This is a genomic window from Streptomyces sp. SLBN-8D4 (genome assembly GCF_049739545.1).
GTDB classification, from domain to species: domain Bacteria; phylum Actinomycetota; class Actinomycetes; order Streptomycetales; family Streptomycetaceae; genus Streptomyces; species Streptomyces canus_C.
This window is the reverse complement of record NZ_JBMGQC010000001.1, coordinates 6059612-6077826: the sequence shown is the minus strand read 5'-3', so window position 1 is coordinate 6077826 and position 18215 is coordinate 6059612. Positions and strand designations below refer to the sequence as shown.

The following is an 18215-nucleotide window of genomic DNA, read 5'->3' as shown; positions in this document are numbered from 1 at the left end:
TGTGATGATTTGCCGCAATACGCCCTGTTTATCTGCACCGGACGAGTGAGTTGGCGTGACCTGCCGAACCGGCCGACACCCCCGAATCACTCACGGAACGTCACAACCGGTCTCCCGCCTGAAGAACCCGTCCAGCTGCGGGCAGAAACGATCTGCCAGAAGGGGTTGCCGGTCCCCGAGACTGGGCAATGGCTGGAAGGGCCCGGGGGCAGCCTCTATGATCGGCACACTTTCCTGCGCGGACAGCGATCGAGTGCACTGCGGGAGCTAGCGGTGAACGGAACGTCCGAAGGGCCGGCGCCCGCGACAGACCTCGACGGGTCGGCCGTAACAGAGAGTGACATCGCGACACCTTTTCGTACCGAGCCGCCGTCGCATCGCGCGGCGTTCGCGGCGGCACCGCTGGCCATGGCCGTGGTGGACCGCGAGGGCACGGTCGTCGACGCCAACCCCGCCTTCGGGGAGCTGCTCGGCGCCGCACCGGAGGAGTTGTCCGGGACCCTGGCCGCCGACCTGGTGGACCTGGCCTCGGACACGCGTACCCGGCACGCCTATCGCGAGGTGCTGCGCGGCCGGCAGGCGAAGCTGCGCTGCAAGCGCCGGCTCAAGCATCCCGACGGGCACTCCATGTGGGCGCAGATCACGGTCACGCCTCTGGCCGGGGACGCGCACGGCTCCCCCGGCGTCCTGCTCTCCGTCGCCGACATCACCGCCCGCCGTGAACTGCAGGCGCGGCTGCGGCACTTGCAGATGCACGACCCGGTGACCCGGCTGCCCAACCGCACGCTGTTCTTCGAGCGGCTGACGGCCGCGCTGGAGCCGGAGTCGTACGAGCAGGGCGGCACGGGCCGGATCGGGCTGTGCTATCTGGACCTCGACGGGTTCCAGGCCGTCAACGACACCCTCGGGCACCGGGTGGGCGACCGGCTGCTGGCCGCCGTCGCCGAGCGCCTGACGCGCTGCGCGGACGAGGCCGGCCACGACCGGGCGACCGCTCCCCTGGTGGCGCGGCTGGGCGGCGACGAGTTCGCGCTGCTCGTCGAGGACTCCACCGGCACGGAACAGCTCGCCGACCTCGCCGAGTCCCTGCTGAAGGCGATCCAGGCGCCCTTCGACCTCTCCGGCCACCGGATGTCGGTGTCGGCGTCGATCGGGGTCGTCGAGCGCCGGGCGGCGGGCACCTCGGCGACGGGCCTGATGCAGGCCGCCGACACCACGTTGTACTGGGCCAAGGCCGACGGGCGGGACCGCTGGACGCTGTTCGATCCCGAGCGCAACGCCCACCGCATGACCCGTCAGGCCCTCGCCTCCACGCTGCGCCCGGCCATCGAGCGCGGCGAGTTCAGGCTGGAGTACCAGCCGCTGGTCGGCATGGAGGACGGCCGGCTGCGCGGGGTCGAGGCGCTCATCCGCTGGGACCACCCGCAGTTCGGCATGCTGACGCCGAATCGGTTCATCCAACTGGCCGAGGAGGACGGCTCGATCGTCCCGCTCGGCCGCTGGATCCTGGCCACCGCCTGCCGACAGGCCCGGCAGTGGCAGCTGGACCACCCCGACGAGCCGCCGATCTTCGTCAGCGTCAACGTGGCGGTCCGTCAGGTCTGGGACTCCGACCTGGTCGCGGACGTGGCGAAGACCCTCGCGGAGACCGGGCTGGCCCCGCACCTGCTCCAGCTCGAACTCACCGAGTCCGCGGTGATGGGCTCCGCGGGCCGTCCGCTCCAGGCCCTCCAGGCGCTGAGCGACATGGGCGTCGGCATCGCGATCGACGACTTCGGCACCGGTTACTCGAACCTCGCCTACCTCAGCCGCCTGCCGGTCTCCGTCCTGAAACTGGACGGCTCCTTCGTACGGGGCTTCCAGTACGAGGGTGAGGGCGTCCCCCCGAACCCGGCCGACGAAGTCGTCGTCGAGGCGATGATCCAGCTCGCCCACCGCCTCGGCCTCACCGTCACCGCGGAGTGCGTCGAGACCTCGGCCCAGGCCAGCCGGCTGCGCCGCATCGGCTGCGACACCGGCCAGGGGTGGCTGTACTCGCGGCCGGTGTCGCCGGATCGTATCTCCGGGCTGATGGGCGTGCAGGCCTAGGAGGCCGCGGCGGCCGTGGGGAGGCCGTAGGCGTCCGCCACGAGTTCGTACGAACGCAGGCGTACGTCACCGCTGTGGGCGTTGCCCGTGAGCATCAGCTCGTCGGCGCCGGTGCGCTTGTGGAGGTCGTCGAGGCCGGCGCGGACCTCGTCGGCAGTGCCGTGGATGACGTTGGCGTTCCAGGAGGTGGCGAACTCCTCCTCCATCGGGCTGAACTCGTACGCCTCCGCCTCCTCGGGGGTGGGGACCAGGCCCGGGCGGCCGGTGCGCAGCCGGATCATGCTGAGCGCGGCGGCGCGGACCTGGCGGCGGGCCTCCTTCTCGTCGTCGGTGGCGAGGGCGGAGACGCCGATGAGGGCGTACGGCTCGGCCAGGACCGCGGAGGGCCGGAAGGACTCGCGGTACAGGTCCAGGGCCGGGATGGTGTTCTGCGCCGAGAAGTGGTGCGCGAAGGCGAAGGGCAGGCCGAGGGAGCCGGCCAGCCGCGCACTGAAGCCGGAGGAGCCGAGCAGCCAGACGGGCGGGCGGTGCGGGGACTGGACACCGCCCGGCGAGGTCGCCTGGACGGGGCCGGGCACGGCGTGGATCCGGCGGTAGGGGTGGCCGTCGGGGAAGTCGTCGTCCAGGAAGCGGGTGAGCTCCATGAGCTGCTCGGGGAAGTCGTCGGCGCCCTCACGCAGCCGGTCGCTGCGGCGCAGGGCGGCGGCGGTGGCGCCGTCCGTGCCCGGGGCCCGGCCGAGGCCCAGGTCGACCCGGCCGGGGGCCAGCGCCTCCAGCGTGCCGAACTGCTCCGCGATCACCAGCGGGGCGTGGTTGGGGAGCATGACGCCGCCCGAGCCGAGCCGGATGCGGCTGGTGTGGGCGGCGAGGTGGGCGAGGATCACCGCGGGCGAGGAGGACGCCACGCCCGGCATGGAGTGGTGCTCGGCGACCCAGTAGCGGTGGAAGCCGCGGGACTCCGCGAGCCTCGCAATGGCGACACTGGTGCGCAGGGCGTCGGTGGCCGTACGTCCGGCGCCGACGGTGACCAGGTCGAGTACCGAGAGAGGTACGGGGGCGGTGCCCTGTGCAGTACCTCGGATCTCGTCTTCCGCCACGGTGGGGTGCCTCCTGCTCATGAGCCGTGCGCTGTCGTCCACGCAACAACAGGAGAGTGTCCCCGGTTATTCCCCGGCGCGGTCACAGGTCTCCCTGGAGCCCCATCTTCCGTATCCCGTACGCCACTTGACCGCTTGCCCCCAAGGCCCTCGGGTACCCGGAGCGCACAACCTCACAGACCGGAAGGGATCGCCCATGACGCGGGAGAACACACCTCAGCCGTCGGACCTCGGGCCGCTCGAACCCGGCACCAGGCAGCGCGCCCAGTTGTCCATCCGTATCGCCGACATCGCGTGGACCGCGCTGAGTGTCGTCGCCGCCCTGTGGGTGATCCTGGCCACCATCGACGCCGTACGCGGCACCGGCTCGTGGGCGTACAGCGTGGTGGCCCTCGCCCTGCTCACGATCGGTCTGACCATGCGGGTCATCGGCATCCGGCGCCGGGGGCTGACCCGGCTCTGAGGAGGGCACCTCGGGGCGCTCACCACCGAGGCCCCGCTGGAGCGTCGGCGGTGAGCGCCTGAAGCCGTCCGCCTCACACCTGGACGATCGGCTCCCGCGTGAACAGCGCCCCCATCGCCGGAGCGTTCACCCGGCGGTCGGTCAGCCTCAGGGCCTCCCAGACGGTGACCTGGTTCGCGGTGAGGACCGGCTTGCCGAGTTCCTTCTCCAGGGCCTGGATGTGGCCGGCCGTGTGGAGGGCGGTGTCCGGGAGGAGCACCGCCTCGGCGTCCGGCGAGTCGGCCTGCCGGGCCAGCGCGAAGACCTCCTCCTCGCCCCAGGTGCCGACCTCCGCGGCGGTGATGATCCCGGCGCCGCGGACCTGGCCGACCTGGATCCCGCCCGCCCGCAGGAACTCGGCGAACAGGCCCGCCACGTCGTCCGGGTAGGTCGCCGCGACCGCCACCCGCCCGGCCTCGATCTCCTGGGCCGCGTGCACGAAGGCGAAGGAGGTCGAGGAGGCGGGCAGGCCGGCCGTGCGGGCCAGGGTGCGGACCTGCTCCTGGGCGCCTTCCCAGCCGTGCACGAAGCTGCCGCTGGTGCAGGCCCAGACGACGGACTCGGCGCCCGACATGCGCAGCTCCTCGACGCCCGCGGCGAGCCGCTCGGCGGAGCCCATCTCCAGGAGGGCGTCCACGCGGTGGGCGTCCGTGCCGATGTCGGTGTGGACCACGTCCAGGCGGATGTCGCTGCCCAGGAGCTGTTCGATGCGCGGGTAGTCGTCCTCCGCGGAGTGGCCCGGGTAGAGGAATCCGAGTGCGGTCATGTCCAGCCTTCCTGCTGCTGTTCTTCGTCCGGCAGGCCCCGGACTTCCGGCAGACCCGGAATCTCCGGGCGCAGGCCCGGTAGCTCCGGGCGCACGGGACCGGTCCTCGCCGCCGGGTCGATCAGCGCCTGGTACGGTCCCACGGCTCGGGTACCCAATCGGCGTAAGGCCGCCCACATCGTCACTTGGTTGGCCGAGATCACCGGTATCCGCAGCTCCGCCTCCAGTTGCGGGATGACGTCGTACGTCGGCAGGTTGGTGCAGCTGATGAACAGCGCCTGGGCGTCGGCCCGTACGGCCTTGTGGGCCATCTCGGAGACCTGCCGGTAGGGCACCTTCCAGATGTGCCGGGTCAGGCCCATGTAGGCGCAGCCGGTGACCGCGACACCCGCCTCGGCGACGTACTCCTCCAGCGACCTGGTCACCGACACCGTGTAGGGCGTCACCAGCGCCACCCGTCGTACGTCGAGCTCGACGAGGGCGTCCAGGAGGGCGCCGGAGGTGGTCAGGGACGGGACCGCGCCCGCCCTGGTCATGGCCGCGCACATGGCGCGTTCGCCTGCGACCCCGCCGACGAAGCTGCCGGAGGTGCAGGCGTAGGCGACGATCTCGGGGGCGATGGCGTTGAGCGTGCGCACGGCCTCGTGCAGGGTCGCGTGCTCGCTGACCAGCCGGGCCAGGTCGAGGCTGACCTCGACGGGGACGTACGGGGTGCGGGTCAGATGGAGCGAGATCTCGTCGGGGACCCAGCGCCACAGCTCGCGATCCAGCGCGAAGTCGAAGGGGGCGACGACACCGACACCGCGCTGAGGGCGCGGACCACCTAGAAACGAAACGTCCATGACGAAGACCGGCCTCACGGTGAGAGACGGAGGGACAGCGGAACGTACACAACGTCCGTGTTGACGAAGGTAGGTTCGGGTGCGAGCGTGGTCAATCCGCCCATGTCAAGCACATGTAAACACCGGGGTAGCCGCCGGTTTCCCGCCCACGTCAGACGCCCGGCAGCCCCGCGACAACCCGTAGAAACGGTGGCTCGATGTCCGTCCCCACCCTTCTGGTCCTTGACGCCGACCCCCCGCCGCGCCTCGGCCGGCTCACCGGCCGGGCCCGGATCGAGCACGCGGACGGGACCACGCTCGCCGAGCGACTGCCGTCCGCCGACGTGCTGCTGGTCTGGGACTTCGCCTCGACCGCGGTGCGCGACGCCTGGCCGGGCGAGGGGCCTCGGCCCCGCTGGGTGCACACGGCGAGCGCGGGCGTGGACCACCTGATGTGTCCCGAACTAGCCGTCTCCGACACGGTGGTGACCAACGCGCGCGGGGTCTTCGACCAGCCGATCGCCGAGTACGTGGCCGCGCTGGTCCTGACGATGGCGAAGGACCTGCCCCGGACCCTGGAGCTGCAACGCGAGGGCGTGTGGCGGCATCGGGAGTCCCAGCGGGTGGCCGGCACGCGCGCGTGCGTGGTCGGCTCCGGGCCCATCGGCCGGGCGATCGTGAGCACGCTCAAGGCGCTCGGCATCACGACCGCCCTGGTCGGCCGCCGCCCCCGCACCGGCATCCACGGCCCCGACGACCTCGACCGGCTGATGGCCCGCGCCGACTGGGTGATCGCGGCCGCCCCGCTCACCGCGGAGACACACGGCATGTTCGACGCCCGCCGCTTCGGGATGATGCAGCCCTCCGCCCGGTTCATCAACATCGGCCGGGGTCAGCTGGTCGTCGAGGAGGCGCTGGTGGAGGCGGTGTCCAAGCGGTGGATCGCCGGGGCCGCCCTCGACGTGTTCGACACCGAACCCCTGCCGCCCGAGAGCCCGTTGTGGCGGGTCCCGGGTCTGATCGTGTCCCCGCACATGAGCGGTGACACGGTCGGCTGGCGCGATGAACTCGGCACGCAGTTCGTGGAGTTGTACGACCGCTGGGAGGCGGGCAGATCTCTGCCGAACGTGGTCGACAAGAAGCGCGGGTATGTACCAGGGCACTGAACGTCGAGCGAGGGGCAGCAGATGCAGGACCTCACCGGACTGACCGCCGTACAACTCGTCGAGGGTTACCGCAAGGGGGAGTTCAGCCCCGTGGAGGCCACCCGGGCGGCCCTGGAGCGGGCGGAGCGGATCCAGCCCGAGGTGACCGCCTTCGTACGGCTGACCGGCGAGGAGGCCCTGGCGCAGGCGCGCGCGTCGGCCGACCGCTGGCGGCGCGGGGAGCCGTGCGGCGCGGTGGACGGCGTTCCGGTCACGGTGAAGGACATCCTGCTGACGCGCGGCGCCCCGACCCTGAAGGGCTCCAAGACGATCTCGGAGAACGGCACGTGGGACGAGGACGCCCCCTCCGTCGCCCGACTGCGCGAGCAGGGCGCCGTGTTCCTCGGCAAGACGACCACTCCGGAGTTCGGCTGGAAGGGCGTCACGGACTCACCGCTGTCGGGCGTGACCCGCAATCCCTACGACCCGACGCGCACCGCGGGCGGCTCCAGCGGGGGTGCCGCGGCGGCCGTGGCGCTCGGCGCGGGGCCGCTCGCGCTCGGCACGGACGGCGGGGGCAGTGTCCGTATCCCGGCCGCGTTCTGCGGGATCTTCGCCCTGAAGCCGACGTACGGGCGGGTGCCGCTCTACCCGGCGAGCGCCTTCGGCACCCTCGCCCATGTCGGCCCGATGACCCGGGACGCGGCCGACGCGGCGCTGCTGCTCGACGTCATCGGCGTGCCGGATTCCCGTGACTGGTCGGCGCTGGGCCCGGCGGCCGGCCCGTACACGGCGGCCCTCGCGGGCGGGGTGCGCGGGCTGCGGGTGGCCTACTCGCCGTCCCTCGGCGGCCAGGTGGCCGTGCAGCCCGGGGTCGCGGCCGCGGTCCGCCGTGCCGTGGAGCGGCTGGCCGGACTCGGCGCGTACGTCACCGAGGCCGACCCCGACTTCACCGATCCCGTGGACGCCTTCCACACCCTGTGGTTCAGCGGGGCGGCCCGGGTGACCCAGCATCTCGGGCCGCACCAGCGGGAGGTGCTGGACCCGGGGCTCCGGGAGATCTGCGGCCGCGGGGCCCGCATGAGCGCGCTCGACTACCTGGCCGCGGTGGACGTCCGGATGGACCTCGGGCGCCGGATGGGCCGTTTCCACGATTCCTACGACCTGCTGGTCACCCCGGCCCTGCCGATCACCGCGTTCGAGGCGGGCACGGAGGTCCCGAAGGGCTCGGGGCACCACCGCTGGACGGGGTGGACGCCGTTCACGTACCCCTTCAACATGACGCAGCAGCCGGCGGCGAGCGTGCCCGTCGGCACGGACGGCGACGGGCTGCCGGTGGGGCTCCAGATCGTGGCGGCCCGGCACCGGGACGACCTGGTGCTGCGGGCGGCCCACGCCCTGTACGAGGCGGAGGCAGCGGGCATCCGGCCGCCTGTCGCGGCCCACGCGAGGTGAGGGCTAGGCCCTGTCGTTTGGATCAGGTCGGCTGTGAGGTGCGGTTCCTTCCGGCCGACCCGAGCGGGGTCTGGTGCGTGCAGCTGCAAGGCGGAGGAAGGAGTCGACGCGGTGGGGGCACCTCCCGGCCGAAGGCTGGGGGGCGCGTGCCAGACCCCGCGACGCCGGGCTGAACCAAACGACAGGGCCTAGGCCCGGCTGAAACGCAGGCTCTCGCCGAGGGCGCCCGAGCGCCAGAGGTCGTTGCAGCCCTCGGCCAGGGCGTCCAGCCCCTCCACCACCTGGCCCCAGACGATGCCCGGCACCCAACCGACGTCGGCGTTCAGGAGCAGGTTGTTGCGCTCGTAGAACAGGGCCAGGTCGACCACCGTCGTGCCCGCGCGGACCACGCGGTCGTAGCCGTAGGACTTCGTGCCGAGTTCCGTGCCCGCGAAGGAGAAATAGCAGAGATCTCCGGGAATCGGGGTAACTGTCGGATTTTCCAGGGGTGGCTCTGTTTCCGCGAACGGCGGGAAAAGGGCGTAGATCTCGTTGCGTGCGTACTTCGCGTGATAGACGTCACCGGCGAGCGGGAGGGCGTCCCATACGGCCGCGCAGGTGATCGGCGCCCGGTCGTCGAGGAGCTTTGCCCTGGCGGTGATCCCGCGCTTGACCAGCGAGACTTCGATGTAGCGGTCAGCCATGCATTCCATGGTCCCCCGCCGGTCAAGGGGGCCTCGGTAGAAAAGTGGGCTCAAATCGATCCGCATAAGTCGCATCCGGTCGGGTAGCCGCGCCGCCATGGCTCCACCACTGGAACACGGCGAACACATATCCGGGACCACCCGCCGGTCGCTGCTCGCGGGGGTAGCGGCGCTCGGCGCGCTGGGCGCGGCCGGCTGCTCACGTGTGGCCACCGCCTCCACCACAGGAGGCGGTGAACTGCTCGACCGACTCAGAGCGGCAGGTGTCGTACGGCTGGGAATCGCGGGTGAGATCCCCTTCGGATACATCGACAAGAACGGCGACCTGACCGGCGAGGCACCCGAACTCGCGAAGGTCGTATTCAAGCGGCTCGGGGTGGACCGGGTGCAGCCCGTGCCCACCGAGTTCGGCTCACTCATTCCCGGGCTGAATTCGCAGCAGTTCGATGTCGTGGCGGCCGGGATGTACGTCACCCCGGAACGCTGCGAACAGGTGATCTTCGCAGATCCCGACTACCAGATGCTCGATTCCTTCATCGTGCGCAAGGGAAATCCCAAAGGTCTTCACAACTACAAGGACGTCGTCGCGAAGAAGGCGAAGTTCGCCACCGGTACCGGCTATGCGGAGATCGGGTACGCCGTCGAGGCGGGATACAAGGAGAGCGACATCCTGATCGTTCCCGATCAGGTCGCGGGGCTGAACGCGGTGGAGGCGGGGCGCGTCGACGTGTTCGCCGGGACCGCGCTCACCACCCGTGAGGTGGTGAAGAAATCGGCCAAGGCGGAGGCGACGAAGGCCTTCACCCCGACCGTGGGCGGCAAGCCGCACATCGACGGCGGTGCCTTCGCGTTCCGTCGCACCGAGACGAACCTGCGGGACGCCTTCAACGCCGAGCTGCGGAAGCTGAAGAAGAGCGGGGAACTGCTCCGGGTCCTCAAGCCCTTCGGGTTCACGCGGGCCGAGATGACGGACCTGACGGCGAAGGAGCTCTGCGGCGGATGACCTCCGGACTCTGGGAACTGGTGTTCAAGGGCATCTGGACCACCGTCCAGCTGCTGTTCTTCAGCGCGATCCTCGCCGCCGCCGTGTCCTTCGTGGTCGGCGTCGCGCGCACCCACCGGCTGTGGATCGTCCGCTTCCTCGCGGGCTTCTACACCGAGGTGTTCCGCGGCACCTCCGCGCTGGTGATGATCTTCTGGGTGTTCTTCGTGCTGCCCCCGGCCTTCGGCTGGCAGCTGGTCCCCCCGATGTGGGCGGGCACCCTCGCGCTCGGCCTGACCTACGGGGCGTACGGCTCCGAGATCGTGCGCGGGGCGCTCAAGGCGGTCGACCCGGCGCAGCAGGAGGGCGGGATCGCGCTGAGCTTCACGCCCTGGCAGCGGATGCGGCTGATCCTGCTGCCGCAGGCGGTGCCGGAGATGATCCCGCCGTTCTCCAACCTGCTGATCGAGCTGCTCAAGGGCACCGCGCTGGTGTCCGTGATGGGCATGGGCGACCTGGCGTTCAGCGGCAACCTGGTGCGGCTCGCGCTCCAGGAGAGCGCCGGGATCTACACGTATCTGCTGCTCATCTACTTCGTGATCGCCTTCCTCCTCACGCGGTTGATGCGGGGCCTGGAGAAGAGGCTGAAGGCGGGGGTCGGCAAGGAGCCCCAACGCGGTCTTGACACCGACGCCGAGCTGAAGCGTGCCCAGACGACGGGCGTAGGAGGTCAGGTCGCATGACGTGGGACTGGAGTGCCGTAAGCGACTTCATGCCGCAGTTCTGGGACGGTCTGCTGGTCACCCTGCAGGCCCTCGCGCTCGGCTCGCTGATCTCGTTCGCGCTGGGCCTGGTGTGGGCGCTGCTGATGCGCGCGCCCTCGCGGTTCGTGCGCTGGCCGGTCGGGGTGGTCACGGAGTTCGTGCGCAACACCCCGCTGCTGGTCCAGCTGTTCTTCCTCTTCTACGTGCTGCCCGAGTGGGGCGTGACCCTCTCGGCGCTGGCCACCGGTGTCATCGGCATCGGGCTGCACTACTCGACGTACACGATGCAGGTCTACCGGGCCGGTATCGAGGCGGTGCCGCCCGGTCAGTGGGAGGCGGCGACGGCTCTGAACCTGCCGCGGGTGCGGACCTGGCAGGTGGTGATCCTGCCGCAGGCGATCCGCCGGGTCGTGCCGGCCCTCGGCAACTACGTGATCTCGATGCTCAAGGACACCCCGATGCTGATGGTCATCACGGTCCTGGAGATGCTCGGCGAGGCGCGGCTGTTCGCCCAGGAGCACTTCCAGTTCACCGAGCCGCTGACCGTGATCGGCGTGGCCTTCATCGTCATCTCCTATCTGGCCTCCCTTCTTCTGCGATCCCTGGAGCGACGTCTTGTCCGCTGACACTCCCCTCATGAAAGAACCCGACGCGAACACCAACCCGCCGGTGGACGGCAGTGAGCTGATCCGCTTCGAGGACGTGACCAAGCGCTTCGGGTCGAACACGGTCCTGGACCGGCTGAACTTCTCCGTCGACTCCGGCAAGCACGTGACGCTGATCGGCCCCTCCGGATCCGGCAAGACCACGATCCTGCGGATGCTGATGACGCTGACCAAGCCCGACGAGGGGACGGTCACCGTCGACGGCGAGAAGCTGTTCCCGGCGCCGGAGAAGCAGCTGCGCGAGGTCCGCAAGAAGATCGGGATGGTCTTCCAGCAGTTCAACCTCTTCCCGAACATGTCGGTCCTCAGGAACATCACCGAGGCGCCCGTCACCGTCCTCGGCATGTCCAAGGACGAGGCGGAGGCACGCGCGCGTGAGCTGCTCGACCTGGTGGGCCTCGCCGACAAGGCCGGAGCCCGGCCGACCCAGCTGTCCGGCGGGCAGCAGCAGCGGGTGGCGATCGCCCGGGCACTGGCCATGCGGCCGCGGGTGCTGCTGCTCGACGAGGTGACCTCGGCTCTCGACCCGGAGCTGGTCGCCGGCGTCCTCGACGTGCTGCGGGACATCGCCCGCACCACCGACATCACGATGCTCTGCGTGACCCACGAGATGAACTTCGCCCGGGACATCTCCGACCAGGTCCTGATGTTCGACTCGGGCCGCATCATCGAGTCGGGCCCGCCGGAGAAGATCTTCAGCGACCCCGCGCAGGACCGCACACGGGAATTTCTGAGCGCGGTTCTCTGACTCCCGGAAATGAACAACGTTCAACCTTCGAGGTCCCGGACCCGGGTCATACCTCTGGCATATGCCAGCGTGTCGACGCCCCTGCTGAGAGGGCTTGGCCCGGGGACGGAATCTCGTCAACAGCCGCTCGCTACAAGCCTTTTGCCGGTTATCGTGGAGGGGATCGCTGTCTGGATTACGGCCCAGTAGTAGTGCGACCGAGCGAGCGCAGGGGGAACACCGTGGCGCTGAAGCACGAGCCGACCGCGCCGTACCACTCGGCTCAGGACGCGCTGCGCGTCCTGGAGACCGTGGCACGGCACACCGCCGGAGTCACCGACGTCGAACTCGCCCGTACCACCGGCCTCGACCCGGAGCGACTGACCACGCTCCTGAGGATGCTGCGCCGCGAGGGGTACGTCGAGCAGGTCGCCGACGGCGCGTATGTGACGGGGGACGCCCTGACCAGGCTCACCTCGGTGCACGACCGTGACGAGGCCCTGCGCGACCAGCTCCAACACACCCTCGACGAACTGCGCGACTCGATCGGCGCGGCCGTCTACATCAGCCGGTACGTCGACGGCGAGGTCACCATCGCCCAGTACGCCGACGGTCCCGCGACCCCGGCGGTCAACGAGTGGGTGGACTTCCGCTCCTCCGCGCACGCCACCGCGCTCGGCAAGAGCCTGCTCAGCCAGCTGGACCACAACGGGCGCCGCGACCACCTCTCCCGGCACCGCATGACCCGCCTCACCTCGCGGACCATCACCAACGACAAGCTGCTGCTCTCCCGCCTGGACGCCCAGCCGCCGACGGTCCCCCACCTCGACCTCCAGGAGTACGCGGTGGGCACGGTGTGCGCGGCGGTGCCGATCACCGCGGGTTCGCTGGTGGGATGCCTCGCGCTGTCCCTGCCGGTCGACCAGGCCCACCGTCTGCGCCAGGCGACGGACCGCTTGAACCGTGGGGCGGCTCCGGTACTGCTGTCACTGACGATCTAGGGCGACTGCCCGCGGGGCCGTGGTCAGAAGCACCCCTTCCGACCGGGTACTATTTTCTCTGTCGCCAGCCGCCGAAGGCGGAGGGCGAGAGTCATGCGCCGCTAGCTCAGTTGGTTAGAGCAGCTGACTCTTAATCAGCGGGTCCGGGGTTCGAGTCCCTGGCGGCGCACCGGTGAAGGGCCTCTCGTGGGAGCGAGAGGCCCTTCGGCGTTTTCCAGGCGCCGGTACGTCCCTGTTCCCGGCGGCCGCCACCACACCGGGTCCGTGCAGCGCAGGCCCTCCTTCCTGAGCAGCGCTCGGTTGATCTTGTTCGTCGCCGTGACCGGCATCCGCTCCACCACCCGCACGAACCGGGGCGCCATCTTCGTGCCGAGATCGGGCTGGGCTTCCAGGAAGTCCGCGAAGGCCACCGGATCGAAGGTCCCCGCGACGGTCGCCATCACCTGGTCCCCTGTCACCGGATCGGGCACCGCGTAGACGGCGACGGCCACCGCCCCCTCGTAGCGGGCGACGATGTTCTCGATCATCGCGGCCGCCAGGTTCTCGCTGTCGACGCGGAGCCGGTCGTCGGTGCGGCCCGCGAAGTAGAGGTAGCCGTCGGCGTCCCGGTAGAAGAGATCGCCGGTCCAGTACCAGCCTCCCCGGCGGCGCTCGGCCTCCGCCTCGGGGTTGCGCCAGTACCCCTCGAAGGGGTTCGGGGCCCTGTTCACCAGTTCCCCTATCGCCGAATCCCCGTTCAGCAGCCGCCCGGCCGCGTCGAACCGTGCCGGCGGACACTCCTCCCCCGTCTCCTGATCGAGTACGACGAGCCCGGGCCCCGCCCGCCCGACCGCGCCCCGCGGAGTCCCCGGCGCCCACTGGATCGCCGCGCCGCCCTCGGAGGACCCGTACCCCTCGACCAGCCGCACCCCGAACCGCCGCTCGAAGGCCGCCGCGTCCACGGCCCCCGCCTCGGTGCCGAAGCCGAGCCGCAGCGGGTTGTCCCGGTCGTCCTCGCGCTCCTCGGTGGCCAGGACGTACTGGATCGCCCGGCCGACATAGGTGAAGTACGTCGCCCCGTACGCGCGCACGTCCGCCAGGAACCCCGAGGCCGAGAACCGCCGCCTGAGCGCGATGCCCGCCCCGGTCGCCAGCGCGGGCGCCCAGTCGGCGATCACCGCGTTGCCGTGGAACATCGGCATGCAGATGTAGTGCACCCCGTCAGGGCCGAGCCGGAACTGTTCGGCCAGCGAGCGCCCGGCGGCGGCGAGGCGGCCCTGGGAGCAGAGCGCGGCCTTGGGGGCGCCGGTCGAGCCGGAGGTGAAGTAGAGGAGCAGCCGGTCGTCGGGCGCGGCGCGGGAGGCGTCCGGTTCGGCGTCGGCGTAGGGCGCCAGCAGGGTGTCGTACTCCTCGGTGCCGATCACCAGCAGGCGGGTGCCGGGGAGAACGAGGCCGCGCAGCAAGGGGAGTTGGGACGGTTCGGTGACCAGCAGGCGGCACTCGGTGTGCAGGATGTCGCGGGCGAGCTCGGCGCCGCGGCGGGTGGGGTTGATGCCGGCGACGGCGGCGCGGGCGAGGGCGGCGGCGCCCAGCCACTGCGGGTATTCGGGGATGTTGTCGAGCAGCACGCCGATGTGGGCCCCGGCGCCCGGCAGCAGGTCGGTGAGCAGTGCGGCCCGGGCGGCGGCGCCCGCCGCCACCTCGTGGTGGGTGAGCACCCGCCCCTCGAACCACAGTCCGGGCCGGTGGTCGCCCCACCGGCCGGCGACGAGCTCCGCGACCGTACGCCTCCTGGAGTCCATGGGGGCGTACGGTAGTTGACGGATCGTCAGATGTGGAGGTCTAGGACATCGCGGCGAAGGAGGCCATGAAGCCGACGCAGACCAGGACGACCACCCCGGCGAAGGCCACCACCGCGAAGGCGGCGCAGCCCGTCCCGCCGCCGGCGGGACGGGCCGTGGCCACGATGCGGGGGCCTTCGGCGTAGTGCGCGGTGACGACATCGCCCTCGAGCACGGTGCCCGGGCCGCCCTCCTCCTCGAAACGGACGACACGGCCGTCGCGGGCCCTGAACTCGTATACATGACGCAGGCTCGTGCGCACCCGGCTGTCGCCGCCGCCGTGCGCCACGGTGTACACCCGCAGGCACCGCGCCTCGGCGGTGAGCCCGCTCGTCCAGGCTCTGCGCATCCGCAGCCAGCGCCGCACCATGAGGTACGCGCCGGTGAGGGCCACGGCCATGATGAGGCCGGGAACGACGTAGAAGATGGCGTCCATGACAGATCCCCCGAGGTCAGGCACCGATCGCGTGATCGTGTGGGGAAACCTACCCCGGGGGACGCCTGGACTGTCTCAAGCGATGCTCAGAACGTGACGTCCGAGCAGGCGTAGAACGCGTTCGTCGTGTCGGCGATCGTCCACACCGCGACGATCACATGCCGTCCGCTGAGCCCGGACGGCAGGGTGCCGCTGTGCGAGAGGGTGGAGGGGGGTCGCTGGCCGTTGTAGGGGACGGTCAGGAACGGGGTGAGGTTGAGGTCGGAGCGGGCCAGGTTGTGGTTCTGGTTCCAGCCCGCCTTGGTGACGTAGTACTTGAAGTCGGTCGTGGCGTGCATGGCGGTGAACTGCCAGCGGAAGGTGTAGCTCTGGCCGCCCGTCACCTTGGTCGCCGGCCAGGCCGTGCCTGACGGGGTCCTGGGCGCGCTGAGCTGGCTGAAGCGGCTCACGCCGCCGTTGCATATCTGGCCGTCGGCGGGTCCGCCGGCCGGGAAGCCCTTGGGGCCCTCGACGCTCTGCGGCTCCCACTGGATGTCGCCGCAGTTCGCCACGGTGCCGTTCTGGCAGAGCTTCTGCCTGCTGATGGGGAGGTCGGTGTAGCCATGGCTGCTGGCGCCGCCGGAGGAGAGCACGACGGCTCCGGTGGTGGCGAGGCCCACCACGGCGGCGTACCACTTGGTCTTTTTGCGCATGCTGCCGCTCCTGGAGAACGTGGGGGAGGTGCAGTGAGCTTGCAGGTCTAGACCAAGTCCCAGATTATTACTGAGCGTTGACCATGTCCATACCAACTACGCCCCTTGTTCTCCGCGGCCCGCGCAGAAGGCCACCGTCAAGTCCTTCACCAGCGCCTTGCGTTCGTAGTCGTCCAGTTCCACCAGGCCCCGCATGGTCAGCCGGGTCACCGTGTCCTCCACCGAGTCCACGACCGAGGTCAGCACGGTGGACCGGTGCTGGGCGTCCAGCGCGGCGATCCGGCGGCGGTGCATCGCGGCGGCGACCTCGGGGGCGTACTCGACGCGCAGCGGCTGGACCGAGAAGACCTCGACACCGACGGGCGCGGTCTCCGCGGCCACCAGCCGGGTCAGCGCCTCCCCCGCCGCGTCGGCCGAACCGCGCCCCGAGCCCGGCGCCTCCACCGGGACCCGGGCGAGCGCGGCCTCGACACACTCGCGCAGGTAGGTCTCGTGGTCGTCGACGCCGAGGGTGGCCAGCGCGGTGTCCCGCACCCGCCACACCACGAGGACGACGACCCGGAGCGCGACCCCGCTCGCGTCGGCGGCCGGCATCGGCTCGCCGCGCCAGTGCCGCAGCCGTACGTCGACCCGGCGGCGCAGCAGCAGCGGGTTGACCCACATCAGGCCGGTGCGCCGGACGGTCCCCCGGTAGCGGCCGAACAGACCGAGCACCCAGGCCCGCCCGGTCCGGCCGCGGGCCAGTCCGCCGAAGCCGAACAGGCCGAGGGCACCGGCTCCGGCGTACGCCGCCCACTGCGCCGGGCCGAGGCCCGCGCCCGCGAACGCCGGAACCCTGAACGCCTCCAGTGCGAGCCGCGGCAACAGGCCGGCCCACCACGAGGTGACCGCGCACCCGGCCACCCCGCAGGTGCCGGCGAGGACACCCACCGCGCCCGGCAGCACCCGCGCGGGACGCTCGGCCAGCTCGGGGTCGACGTCGGGGGCGGGCCGCGGCGTGATCTGGTCGGGCCTGCGCAGGCGGGGCTGTTCTCCGGTGCCCTGCCGGCGGGCCACGACCGCGGGCTTCAGCGGTACCGACACCGGGTCCGGGTCGTCGCGGAAGAGCAGATGGACCGGGATCTCGGTGGTCGCCTCGTTCTGGATGAGCCGGGCCGGGCGGGCGTGCCCCTCGGACTCCGGTGTGGGTGAAGTGGTCGTAGTCATGCGTGTCTCCAGCCTCCGCGCCAGATGTCACCACAGGTGGTTACGAGAAGAGCCGCCGCCAGGTCTCGGGCCCCGGGTAGCCGTCCGCCGCGCCGCCCCGCCAGCCCTGGGAGCGCTGGAACGCCTCGACGCCCCGCCGGTCCGGCTCGCCCCAGCGCGGACCCGGCCCGGTCGTGTAGTACTTGCCGAACCCTTTCTTCACCAGCTGTCTGCCGAGCTGGGTGACGTACTCGTTGCTCGCGCCGGGCCGGAACATCGCGCGCCCGGGGTAGCCGGGGACGCCGTGCGAGGAGGGCGCCGACGGGCCCGCCGCCCCGGTCTGACCGCCTGCCGCCCCGATGTCCTTGCCCTTTCGGGTCACCAGCAGCGTCCAGGTCTGCGCCCCGGGCAGCCCGTCCGCGTCCTCGCCCCGCCAGCCCTGCGCCTGCTGGAACGCCTGGGTGGCCCTGCGGTCCGTGTCCGTCCAGCGGGGGCCGGGACCGGAGGTGTAGTAGCGCCCGGCGCCGCGCTCCACGAGCATGCGGCCGAGCTGGGTGACGTACTTGTTGTTGGCCCCGGGACCGAAGTAGGCGGCCCCCGGGTAGGGCGTCACGTCCGGCGACTGCGGCTTGGCGGTGTCCGGCTCGGACGTGGCCGGAACCCCGCCCGTCTTGGCACCCGCGAGCCCCTTGTACCGGTAGGCGACGTACCGGTCCGAGTTGCTCCAGTAGGCGTACGGGGTGGCCTGCCCGCGGGCGTGCGGGCGGGTCTCCTCGTAGGCGAGGTAGTAGGTGTGCGTGTAGTCCGTCCAGCCGCCGAAGACGACGACGTGCGAGCCCTGCTCGGGGTTGTCCGGGTTGTGGAAGAGCAGGATGTCGCCGGGCTGGAGGTCGTCCTTGGCGATCTTGATCCCGTACTGGCCCAGGCTGCCGGTCCACTCGTTGCCGGGCAGGCTCCAGGCCATGGACACGAAGCCCGAGCAGTCCTGCCGGTAGCCGTCGTCCCAGTAGGCGGACATGCTGTACGGCACCTTCGCGGCGACCCACTGCTTGGCCCGCCGGATGATGTCGGCGCGGGTGGTGGTCGGCGTCTTGACGGCGCCCGGTCTGCCGCCGGGGCCGTGCAGCGGGGCCTTGTGGCCCTGGGGGGTGTCGGGCTCGTCGACCGCGGGGACGCCTGGCCGGGCCCGGACGTGGGAGGCGGCGAAGGCCGGGGCCGTGTGGACCGCGCCGAAGGCGGTGGAGGCCGCGGCGGCGAGGATCACGGCCCGGGTGGTGGCGGGGTGACCGCCGGTCGACCGGGGGAGAACGCGCCGCCAGTGGACGCATCCGGGGCAGTCGCAGTCGCTCGCGGGATCGATTTCCTCGAATACCGGAGTCTCCATGC

18 protein-coding genes and 1 tRNA gene are annotated in these 18215 nt (G+C 71.2%); 10 read left to right on the top strand and 9 right to left on the bottom strand.

Features of this window, described 5'->3' with window-relative positions; all coding sequences use genetic code 11:
* Positions 1 to 273 precede the first annotated feature (273 nt).
* On the top strand, positions 274 to 2088 hold the full coding sequence (locus RKD20_RS27670) for a putative bifunctional diguanylate cyclase/phosphodiesterase (RefSeq protein ID WP_424880063.1): 1815 nt from the start codon (positions 274 to 276) through the stop codon (positions 2086 to 2088).
* Here RKD20_RS27670 and RKD20_RS27665 read toward each other — a convergent pair.
* Positions 2085 to 3206, bottom strand: a complete 1122-nt coding sequence (locus tag RKD20_RS27665; RefSeq protein ID WP_424880062.1) for an LLM class flavin-dependent oxidoreductase — start codon at positions 3204 to 3206, stop codon at positions 2085 to 2087. The genes RKD20_RS27670 and RKD20_RS27665 overlap by 4 nt on opposite strands.
* 175 nt (positions 3207 to 3381) lie before the next feature.
* On the opposite strand from RKD20_RS27665, the gene RKD20_RS27660 reads away from it, so the two are divergent.
* Positions 3382 to 3648: a hypothetical protein gene (locus tag RKD20_RS27660; RefSeq protein WP_424880061.1), complete on the top strand. Its 267-nt coding sequence runs from the start codon at positions 3382 to 3384 to the stop codon at positions 3646 to 3648.
* Between the two features lie 73 nt (positions 3649 to 3721).
* Here the strand turns inward: RKD20_RS27660 and RKD20_RS27655 are convergent, their stop codons facing one another.
* Together RKD20_RS27655 and RKD20_RS27650 are read right to left on the bottom strand one after the other, a co-directional pair.
* Complete coding sequence (locus RKD20_RS27655) at positions 3722 to 4453, bottom strand: maleate cis-trans isomerase family protein (protein ID WP_424880060.1); 732 nt, start codon at positions 4451 to 4453, stop codon at positions 3722 to 3724.
* Positions 4450 to 5295, bottom strand: coding sequence for a maleate cis-trans isomerase family protein (locus RKD20_RS27650; protein WP_424880059.1), 846 nt, complete (start codon positions 5293 to 5295; stop codon positions 4450 to 4452). Before RKD20_RS27650 ends, RKD20_RS27655 begins: the two co-directional genes overlap by 4 nt.
* Positions 5296 to 5492: 197 nt before the next feature.
* Here RKD20_RS27650 and RKD20_RS27645 point away from each other — a divergent pair, with 197 nt between their 5' ends.
* On the top strand, positions 5493 to 6440 hold the full coding sequence (locus RKD20_RS27645; protein ID WP_424880058.1) for a D-2-hydroxyacid dehydrogenase: 948 nt from the start codon (positions 5493 to 5495) through the stop codon (positions 6438 to 6440).
* Between the two features lie 21 nt (positions 6441 to 6461).
* Complete coding sequence (locus RKD20_RS27640; protein ID WP_424880057.1) at positions 6462 to 7874, top strand: amidase; 1413 nt, start codon at positions 6462 to 6464, stop codon at positions 7872 to 7874.
* Between the two features lie 188 nt (positions 7875 to 8062).
* Here RKD20_RS27640 and RKD20_RS27635 read toward each other — a convergent pair whose 3' ends face one another.
* Positions 8063 to 8557 (bottom strand): DUF3830 family protein, encoded by a 495-nt coding sequence (locus RKD20_RS27635; protein ID WP_424880056.1) that lies wholly within the window; start codon positions 8555 to 8557, stop codon positions 8063 to 8065.
* A 97-nt stretch (positions 8558 to 8654) separates the two neighbouring features.
* Between RKD20_RS27635 and ehuB the strand changes: the two genes are divergently transcribed.
* From ehuB to RKD20_RS27605, 6 genes are all read left to right on the top strand, one after another.
* Entirely contained in the window at positions 8655 to 9560 is a 906-nt protein-coding gene (ehuB, locus tag RKD20_RS27630) for an ectoine/hydroxyectoine ABC transporter substrate-binding protein EhuB (protein ID WP_424880055.1), read from the top strand.
* Complete coding sequence (ehuC, locus tag RKD20_RS27625) at positions 9557 to 10282, top strand: ectoine/hydroxyectoine ABC transporter permease subunit EhuC (protein ID WP_424880054.1); 726 nt, start codon at positions 9557 to 9559, stop codon at positions 10280 to 10282. The genes ehuB and ehuC overlap by 4 nt, the downstream gene beginning before the upstream one ends.
* A complete protein-coding gene (gene ehuD / locus RKD20_RS27620) occupies positions 10279 to 10929 on the top strand; it encodes an ectoine/hydroxyectoine ABC transporter permease subunit EhuD (protein ID WP_381331678.1) in 651 nt (216 codons plus the stop codon). Before ehuC ends, ehuD begins: the two co-directional genes overlap by 4 nt.
* A gap of 10 nt (positions 10930 to 10939) precedes the next feature.
* Complete coding sequence (gene ehuA / locus RKD20_RS27615; RefSeq protein ID WP_037900152.1) at positions 10940 to 11716, top strand: ectoine/hydroxyectoine ABC transporter ATP-binding protein EhuA; 777 nt, start codon at positions 10940 to 10942, stop codon at positions 11714 to 11716.
* A gap of 221 nt (positions 11717 to 11937) precedes the next feature.
* A complete protein-coding gene (locus RKD20_RS27610) occupies positions 11938 to 12696 on the top strand; it encodes an IclR family transcriptional regulator (protein ID WP_424880053.1) in 759 nt (252 codons plus the stop codon).
* A 95-nt stretch (positions 12697 to 12791) separates the two neighbouring features.
* Positions 12792 to 12865, top strand: a tRNA-Lys gene (locus RKD20_RS27605).
* On the opposite strand, the gene RKD20_RS27600 is transcribed toward RKD20_RS27605, so the two are convergent.
* The 5 genes from RKD20_RS27600 to RKD20_RS27580 all read right to left on the bottom strand — a co-directional run bounded on the left by RKD20_RS27600 (position 12831) and on the right by RKD20_RS27580 (position 18213).
* Positions 12831 to 14477 (bottom strand): long-chain-fatty-acid--CoA ligase, encoded by a 1647-nt coding sequence (locus RKD20_RS27600; RefSeq protein ID WP_424880052.1) that lies wholly within the window; start codon positions 14475 to 14477, stop codon positions 12831 to 12833. The genes RKD20_RS27605 and RKD20_RS27600 overlap by 35 nt on opposite strands.
* 40 nt (positions 14478 to 14517) lie before the next feature.
* Positions 14518 to 14952 (bottom strand): hypothetical protein, encoded by a 435-nt coding sequence (locus RKD20_RS27595; protein WP_424880051.1) that lies wholly within the window; start codon positions 14950 to 14952, stop codon positions 14518 to 14520.
* A gap of 86 nt (positions 14953 to 15038) precedes the next feature.
* Complete coding sequence (locus tag RKD20_RS27590; protein ID WP_424880050.1) at positions 15039 to 15644, bottom strand: lytic polysaccharide monooxygenase auxiliary activity family 9 protein; 606 nt, start codon at positions 15642 to 15644, stop codon at positions 15039 to 15041.
* Positions 15645 to 15740: 96 nt separating this feature from the next.
* Positions 15741 to 16850 (bottom strand): SPFH domain-containing protein, encoded by a 1110-nt coding sequence (locus RKD20_RS27585; RefSeq protein WP_424880049.1) that lies wholly within the window; start codon positions 16848 to 16850, stop codon positions 15741 to 15743.
* A gap of 40 nt (positions 16851 to 16890) precedes the next feature.
* Positions 16891 to 18213, bottom strand: coding sequence for a peptidoglycan-binding protein (locus RKD20_RS27580; RefSeq protein WP_424880048.1), 1323 nt, complete (start codon positions 18211 to 18213; stop codon positions 16891 to 16893).
* Positions 18214 to 18215: the final 2 nt, after the last annotated feature.

Bases quoted from the DNA above. Each gene is read 5' to 3' on its own strand.
- RKD20_RS27600 (WP_424880052.1), bottom strand. From the start codon at position 14,477: ATGGACTCCAGGAGGCGTACGGTCGCGGAGCTCGTCGCCGGCCGGTGG.
- RKD20_RS27585 (WP_424880049.1), bottom strand. From the start codon at position 16,850: ATGACTACGACCACTTCACCCACACCGGAGTCCGAGGGGCACGCCCGC.
- RKD20_RS27660 (WP_424880061.1), top strand. From the start codon at position 3,382: ATGACGCGGGAGAACACACCTCAGCCGTCGGACCTCGGGCCGCTCGAA.
- RKD20_RS27665 (WP_424880062.1), bottom strand. From the start codon at position 3,206: ATGAGCAGGAGGCACCCCACCGTGGCGGAAGACGAGATCCGAGGTACT.
- RKD20_RS27595 (WP_424880051.1), bottom strand. From the start codon at position 14,952: ATGGACGCCATCTTCTACGTCGTTCCCGGCCTCATCATGGCCGTGGCC.
- RKD20_RS27640 (WP_424880057.1), top strand. From the start codon at position 6,462: ATGCAGGACCTCACCGGACTGACCGCCGTACAACTCGTCGAGGGTTAC.
- ehuA (WP_037900152.1), top strand. From the start codon at position 10,940: ATGAAAGAACCCGACGCGAACACCAACCCGCCGGTGGACGGCAGTGAG.
- ehuD (WP_381331678.1), top strand. From the start codon at position 10,279: ATGACGTGGGACTGGAGTGCCGTAAGCGACTTCATGCCGCAGTTCTGG.
- ehuB (WP_424880055.1), top strand. From the start codon at position 8,655: ATGGCTCCACCACTGGAACACGGCGAACACATATCCGGGACCACCCGC.
- RKD20_RS27590 (WP_424880050.1), bottom strand. From the start codon at position 15,644: ATGCGCAAAAAGACCAAGTGGTACGCCGCCGTGGTGGGCCTCGCCACC.
- RKD20_RS27650 (WP_424880059.1), bottom strand. From the start codon at position 5,295: ATGGACGTTTCGTTTCTAGGTGGTCCGCGCCCTCAGCGCGGTGTCGGT.
- ehuC (WP_424880054.1), top strand. From the start codon at position 9,557: ATGACCTCCGGACTCTGGGAACTGGTGTTCAAGGGCATCTGGACCACC.
- RKD20_RS27635 (WP_424880056.1), bottom strand. From the start codon at position 8,557: ATGGCTGACCGCTACATCGAAGTCTCGCTGGTCAAGCGCGGGATCACC.
- RKD20_RS27645 (WP_424880058.1), top strand. From the start codon at position 5,493: ATGTCCGTCCCCACCCTTCTGGTCCTTGACGCCGACCCCCCGCCGCGC.
- RKD20_RS27655 (WP_424880060.1), bottom strand. From the start codon at position 4,453: ATGACCGCACTCGGATTCCTCTACCCGGGCCACTCCGCGGAGGACGAC.
- RKD20_RS27580 (WP_424880048.1), bottom strand. From the start codon at position 18,213: ATGGAGACTCCGGTATTCGAGGAAATCGATCCCGCGAGCGACTGCGAC.